Origin of the sequence: Streptococcus danieliae (genome assembly GCF_025447695.1) — a bacterium.
Classification (GTDB): domain Bacteria; phylum Bacillota; class Bacilli; order Lactobacillales; family Streptococcaceae; genus Streptococcus; species Streptococcus danieliae.
The window spans coordinates 22,463-29,122 of record NZ_JAOBSU010000004.1 but is presented as its reverse complement, the minus strand read 5'-3'; the positions used below and the strand labels follow the sequence as shown (position 1 = coordinate 29,122).

The following is a 6,660-nucleotide window of genomic DNA, read 5'->3' as shown; positions in this document are numbered from 1 at the left end:
TAAGAGCAGTTTCCCTTTTGAGCCTCATTTAGTTTAAGAGAAATTGGATATGGTGTAAAGGCACGCTTCGCTTAAAGCCTTGACACCAATCCCTATTTCTCTTGTTATCCAACTAGGCTCAAAAGGGAAATCCTTACAATTCCTTGTCCGATTAATACACACATTCAAACTCTGCTTTGGAGTTTACACAAAATTCTTGACACACCCGCTTTAATCTCTGAAATAATATTCACCTTGACAACAGATGCAATCAATCCTCCAATAACCATTAAACCTACGATATTCGCAATATTCGACAAACGCTGAAGAACATTTCCTCCAGCCCCTTCGATCAACTGGATACCCTTAGAATATCCTAAATGAATCCCATAGTATTTGGAAGCAACATTGACAACATTATAGAGAAGAAACATCAAGATTGGACCCAAAACACTACCATTTAGAGCCAAAGTAGCACCGATACTTCCACAAATAGGTAACCACGTAAATTTTAAAACACTATCGCCGATACCGGCCAAGGGTCCCATTAGTCCCGTCTTAATACTTGTAACAGTATCCTTCTGATCTTCATTTGTTGTTTCTTCAATAGCTGCTGTTATACCCAAGATTAGAGCATTTGAATTTACATGACTATTGAAAAACTCGAGATGCCGTTTCATCGCAGCTACTCGCTCCTCCTTGGATTTCCCCTGGTATAGTTTTTCTAGGATTGGAGCAAAACTAGATAAGAAACCAATCGCTTGCATAGACTGAAAATTATTGGTTACATTGAACAGCTGCATTCTCCAAAAAACTCTGTTCAAATCTTGTTTTCCAATTTTATTTTTCATAAATCATAATCCTCCTCACTCTCAGTAACTTCATTTACCATTACTGGTTTTTGTGAAGCTAAATCATAAATTAAGGCAATTGGAAGAGCCAATAGTGTAATCGGAAGAACTGATAACTCCAAATAAACGGCTAAGGCAAAACCAGCAATTAAGAATACCCACAATTCTCCTTTTTTGATCATCATGAGCATCAATAAACCAATCCCCACAGATGGAATAATCTTACCAGCGATAGCTAAACCAGACATCACCTCTTTAGGAAGAGAAGCCACAACCTGATCAATAACCGCAGCCCCTAGATAAACTGCAATAAATGTTGGAACTGCCCTAATCAGAAAAGCAATCAACATCGGCACATAATTAATTCGAAAAATCTTTGAAAAATCACCTGTCTCGGCAATTTTTTCTGCAATTGGATTTAGATAGACAATACTCGAACGGTATAAAACCAATAATTGTTGGGATAAAAGAGATGCCGGCACTGCTACAGCCACTGCTGTCGCAACTCCTCCAGAAGCTAACCCTAATGCTGTGCCAATTGCTGTTCCAGAAATAATATCTGGTGCAGAATAGGCACCAACATTTCCAATTCCCATCCACAAGACCTCTAAGGATGCCCCAATCAATAAAGAAGTTGGAAGATCTCCCATGATAATCCCAATAACCGGTGCAATTAATAAAGGTCTTCTAAGCATCTGTGTCCCAATATCATCAATAGCACAAAGACCTGTCCAAATCGCAATTAATAATGCTTGAATCATTTTAGAACCTCCTCCAACAACACACGCTCATCATTGGGAACCATTTGAATTGTTATTTCAAGATTACGTGCTAGTAATTCTTTAAAGGCATCTAGTTCACTTTCTGTGACTGCTACTGATTTTGTTAGTTTCTCCCGCCCCTCATGGTAACGTATTCCACCAACATTTAATTCTGCAATTGGTACACCTGCTTTTACCGCCAATAAAACATCCTCACTATTTGTAAATAGCAGCATTGTACGTCTTGTAATTGTCGTTTTCTTTAAAATTTGTCCAAACTTTTCAACAGGAAATACTTTTACAGCTATTCCCGGAGGAGCAGCCATACTTAATATACTTTTTTGCGTTTGATCTTGAGCGACACGATCATTTAAAACAATAATCTGTTCAACATTATGTAAATTCACCCAAGTTGTCATAACTTGCCCATGAATTAAACGATCATCAATACGACTAAAGACTATACTCATCTTCTTCTCCTCCCATAACATCTGTTATTGTACGAATAGTAAATCCTTGTGCATAAGCAGCTTCCAAACTTCCGACTACAGAATCAAGATTCATTTGCCGATTCATACAAACATCTAACACCAGTGGTAGATTTAAACCCGAAACCAAAATGGTAGTTGAATTTTGCAATAGTCTTGAAGCTAAATTTGTCGGCGTCCCTCCTATAATATCTGTCAAAATAATCAAACCATTCGATTGATCAAGAGACTCGACTTTTTCCATCATCTCTTGTTCCAAAGCATCTACATCGTCTACAACGTCTATTCCAACTGTTTCATAATTCTCTTGTCTCCCAATAATCAACTCCGCACTCTTCATCGCCGAATGTGCAAAAGTTCCATGAGACATCAACAGTAAAGCTATTGAATTTGTCATTTCATGTCCTCTCTGTGTCCTTAAATTTTGTAGCTACTTCATTTATAAATTCATTATAAACAACAATGTTTTCGCTTTCAATATAAATAATTTCACTTATTAAAGTGAAATCTCTTGTTTTAAAAATTGTCTTCAAGGATGATTAGACGACGAATAAACCGAGAGGAAAAGCCGCCAAACAAAAAAGACCCTACCCAAATCGGACAAGGTCTCTCAATCACGATTACTATAAAATGTGAAATTCTACTACACTTCCACCCTACTCTTCTTCTGAAAATGTTTCTTAGCAAAATCCACACAATCAACCATGTTAAAACAATATACTTTCCCATCATTGATGTTGCCTTGCTTAGGAGGGTATTTTTCAAAAAATTGCGATTGGATCTCAAGAAAATCATCATAGAGATCGAGATCGATATTTTTGAACTCACACCAGGTCGCCTCCCCGTCTCGCAGGATTTTACTGCGTTCAACAATCGCATCACGTCCCACAGAATGCTCTGCTAGATGGAGGGAGGTATTCGTTTCAAAGTCCGTGCCAATCATAACAATCTTGGCCTTAGCATCGTATAATTTTGATAAAACTGAGTTTTCTCCAAAGGGAAAATCCAGTCCATCTATCTCAACAATTGCCTCTGCTTGCCAATTGCTGTAAAAGAATACATGGGATGATCCGAACGAGCAGCCTGGGGCAGACGTCCAATATAGTTGCTAAATTGACCCATACTTTTAGAGAAGGAGGTTTTCCTGTCATAAGCAGGCATATTTTCCCGGATACTCTCAAACCACTCACTCGGGACAGCTGGATATTGCCAAGAGCTAGGATCTGAAATTTCCACAGTTTGAGACGGGACAACAATCGTTCCCTCAGTACCAACCTGCTCTTGCAAGGCTTTAAAAATCGCCTCAGCACCAGCCACAACATAACCTAAAGAAGATAAGGATGCATGGACTAGGACAAGGTCCCCTTTCATCAGACCTAAATCCGCAAATAGACTTAAAAAATCAGCTTCCGTTACTGGAGCATAACCTTTTTCAATTGATTTTGTGAGATAACTATACATCGTATCCCCCTTTTTCGATTTTTAATAGAATTTTTTATCCAAAAATCCTTCTGGCAAATCATGGAAAGACTTGCCATCATGGAAGTTTAAAAATTTGCCTAGCAAAAAAGTATAGGCATCCAAACGACTTTCATAACGAATCCAAGCTTCACGCGCCGCCTCATCCTTCTCTTCTTCCCAGATCCGGTGACTCTCAGCCACCGCCATTTCATTGGTCGTGACCTGTAACTTCAACCATTGTTCCATATCTTTTAAAAATTCTTGTTCGCGCATACTAACTCCTTTATTTTTTCAGCAATTTCACAACAGCCTCGGTTCTGGCTGTATGAGCTATTTCACTAATTGATATCTCCGATTCCGATTTTTCCCCAAAGCTTCCAAATGTCCTTCCACAACCAATTCTGAAATCAATTTGCGTGCTCGAGACGGTCCAATTCCTAATAGCCACTCAACATCCTTCGTACGGAACGATTCCTGTTGCTGGGCAAATTGTAAAATCACAGCCATTTGTGACTTCTTATCGCCACTTTTTATCGCCACTTTATCGCCACTATGATAATTCAAATTTTGTAGAATAACGATAAATTCACTATTCGTTGATTGAAATTTGGGCAATAATTTTTCTGAATAACTTTCGAACCCCATGTAACTATCCAGAATTTTTCGCAAACCACTCCCTCGTCGCTCCATTAAGTTCATTCTACTAAAAACATCAGCAAGAATCGGATTTAATGGAAGTCTGGTCCAAACTTTTTTCCAAAAATTAGTTCTGTCCCACGTTCTCCCTTTGTTTACGTGTAGCATCCTAACCTTTCGCCTTAGCTTTTGTCTTTAGCAGGATAATCTCTACCTTTTATTTTTTCAGTAATTTCACAACAGCCTCGGTTCTGGCTGTATGAGGGAACATGTCCACCGATTGGATATACTCCACCTGATAAGCCTTGGCCAAGGTCTTCAAGTCACGGGCCAGGGTGGACACATTACAGGACACATAAACCATCTTCTCTGGCTGATAGGTCAGGATGGTTTGTAAGAGTTTATCATCCAAGCCGGTCCGAGGCGGGTCAACAATCAAGGCATCTGCTCGGTAGCCTTCCGCATACCAGCGAGGGATGATACTTTCTGCTGTTCCGGCTTCATAATAGGTATTGTCGTATCCCATACGGCGGGCATTACTTTTGGCATCTTCAATCGCTTCGGGGATAATATCCATCCCTCGTACAGAGGCAACTTTGTTGGCAAAGGCAAAGCCGATGGTTCCGACCCCACAATAGGCATCAATTAAATGATCTGTGGGTTTGACTTCCAAGGCCTTCACTGCCTCTTGGTAGAGGACCTCGGTCTGTTGGGGATTTAGCTGGTAGAAGGCGCGTGGGGACAGCTCAAAATCGTAGTCCAATACCCCTTCTTGGATGTGCTCACTGCCCCAAATAATTTCCGTCTCCACTCCGTAAATCTCACTGGTTTTCTTAGGCTGAATGTTGACTGCAATGGTCCGAATCGCTGGAAACTCCTCCGTTAAGCGCTGGACCAAACGTCCTAATTTCAGTTTACGGCTCAGGACAAAAATCATATGGACCTGACCCGTTTTACGGGCCCGCCGTACCATAACCGTCCGAACTCCCTGTTCTTTCCGCTCGTCATAGATTGGAATATTCAAGTCATCCAAGAGTTCAGCTGTACGATTGACAATCGCTTGAGTAGTCTTATCCTGAACCAGACAATCCATTACCGGCACTAGACGGTGTGAGTTTTCCGCAAACAAACCTGCCGCCACCTTCCCCTTGACCCGCCGAGTCTGGAACTGCAGTTTCCCCCGATAGTAGGTTGGTTTTTTCATCCCTAGGGTTGGCCGTAGTTCATAGTCTTCATAACCTTCCGGCTTGAATTTCTTCAAGGCCTGTTTCAACACATCCCGCTTAAACTCCAGTTGCTTCCGATACTGCAAGTGCATAATCTGACAGCCCCCACAAGTCTCATAGATGGGGCAGGCTGGATCCACTCGGAAACGTGAAGCCTTATTCACCTTCAGCAAACGTGCCTCCGCATAATTAGGCTTCACACGACTAATTTGACAGAAGACATCCTCCCCCTTCAGAGCCCCCGGCACAAACACCAGCGTCCCCTTGTGGAAACCAATCCCCTCTCCATTTATCCCCATTCGTTTGATTTTCAATGGAATTCTTTGTTTTACTCTCATACCCTTATTTTACAACAAAAAATTCGGAACTGTGTGCCTTTTTTGAAACTCCTTGTCAAAACAGAATGCCCTCCGCGGTCGATCGTTTATCTATTGGACAATAAAAAGGTATAATAGGCCTATGAAAATAACTAAACTCCAAAAGAAAAAACGACTCTACCTCTTAGAAACGGACCAGGGGCAAGCCTTCTACATCACCGAAGACACCCTGGTTCGCTATCTGCTCTCACAAGGGAAGGAAGTGACTCCTGAAGAATTAGAGGAAATTCGTGCCTTCGCACAAATTTCCTACGGTAAAAACCTGGCCCTCTACTACATTTCCTTTCAAAATCGGACTAAAAAAGAAGTTCGGGACTACCTCATCAAATACCAAATCGCAGAGTCCCAAGTCACAACCATCCTCCGAGATTTGGAAGCGGACAACTGGATTAATGACCAGCGCTACTGCCAACAGTACCTCGATAGCCAGCTTCGAACAGGGAACAAGGGGCCCTACCGTCTCCAAGAAAAGCTCAAACAAAAAGGAATTGCCCCAGCCATCATTGCCCAAAGCTTGGAGCAACTCGACTTTAGTCCCCTGGCCCTCAAAGAAGCCGAAAAACTCCAACGCAAATACAGCCAGCGTCTGAGCCACCGCAACCTCAAAAACAAAATCCAACAAGCCCTCTACCAAAAAGGCTTCGATCCCGACAGTATTCGACAGGCTTTAAGTCAACTGAGCTGGGAAAAGGATCCGGACACCGAGGAGGAGCTACTCGAAAAGGAACTGGACAAGGCCCTCCGCCGTTACCAGCGAAAATACGAGGGCTTCCAACTCAAACAGCGGCTGACCCAGGCCCTGCTCCGCAAGGGCTTTGACTATGACCGGATTAAAAGCCAACTTGATCAGGCCCTGAGAGATCTGGACTAGCTCTTTTGCA

8 protein-coding genes and 1 pseudogene are annotated in these 6,660 nt (G+C 41.9%); 1 reads left to right on the top strand and 8 read right to left on the bottom strand.

What is annotated here, in order from left to right; translation table 11 throughout:
• Positions 1–164: 164 nt before the first annotated feature.
• The 8 genes and pseudogenes from N4310_RS00665 to rlmD form a co-directional block, all read right to left on the bottom strand.
• On the bottom strand, positions 165–830 hold the full coding sequence (locus tag N4310_RS00665; RefSeq protein WP_262091693.1) for a PTS system mannose/fructose/sorbose family transporter subunit IID: 666 nt from the start codon (positions 828–830) through the stop codon (positions 165–167).
• On the bottom strand, positions 827–1,591 hold the full coding sequence (locus N4310_RS00660; protein WP_262091692.1) for a PTS mannose/fructose/sorbose/N-acetylgalactosamine transporter subunit IIC: 765 nt from the start codon (positions 1,589–1,591) through the stop codon (positions 827–829). The genes N4310_RS00665 and N4310_RS00660 overlap by 4 nt, the downstream gene beginning before the upstream one ends.
• Complete coding sequence (locus N4310_RS00655; protein ID WP_262091691.1) at positions 1,588–2,061, bottom strand: PTS sugar transporter subunit IIB; 474 nt, start codon at positions 2,059–2,061, stop codon at positions 1,588–1,590. The genes N4310_RS00660 and N4310_RS00655 overlap by 4 nt, the downstream gene beginning before the upstream one ends.
• Complete coding sequence (locus N4310_RS00650; RefSeq protein WP_262091690.1) at positions 2,045–2,476, bottom strand: PTS sugar transporter subunit IIA; 432 nt, start codon at positions 2,474–2,476, stop codon at positions 2,045–2,047. The genes N4310_RS00655 and N4310_RS00650 overlap by 17 nt, the downstream gene beginning before the upstream one ends.
• A 246-nt stretch (positions 2,477–2,722) precedes the next feature.
• Positions 2,723–3,450, bottom strand: a pseudogene (locus N4310_RS00645) (AAC(3) family N-acetyltransferase).
• Between the two features lie 111 nt (positions 3,451–3,561).
• Positions 3,562–3,813: a DUF1912 family protein gene (locus N4310_RS00640; protein ID WP_160332910.1), complete on the bottom strand. Its 252-nt coding sequence runs from the start codon at positions 3,811–3,813 to the stop codon at positions 3,562–3,564.
• A gap of 57 nt (positions 3,814–3,870) precedes the next feature.
• Complete coding sequence (locus tag N4310_RS00635) at positions 3,871–4,230, bottom strand: hypothetical protein (protein WP_420832886.1); 360 nt, start codon at positions 4,228–4,230, stop codon at positions 3,871–3,873.
• A 163-nt stretch (positions 4,231–4,393) separates the two neighbouring features.
• A complete protein-coding gene (gene rlmD / locus N4310_RS00630) occupies positions 4,394–5,740 on the bottom strand; it encodes a 23S rRNA (uracil(1939)-C(5))-methyltransferase RlmD (protein WP_262091688.1) in 1,347 nt (448 codons plus the stop codon).
• A 121-nt stretch (positions 5,741–5,861) separates the two neighbouring features.
• Between rlmD and recX the strand changes: the two genes are divergently transcribed.
• Positions 5,862–6,650 (top strand): recombination regulator RecX, encoded by a 789-nt coding sequence (recX, locus tag N4310_RS00625; RefSeq protein ID WP_262091687.1) that lies wholly within the window; start codon positions 5,862–5,864, stop codon positions 6,648–6,650.
• The last annotated feature ends 10 nt before the right edge of the window (positions 6,651–6,660 follow it).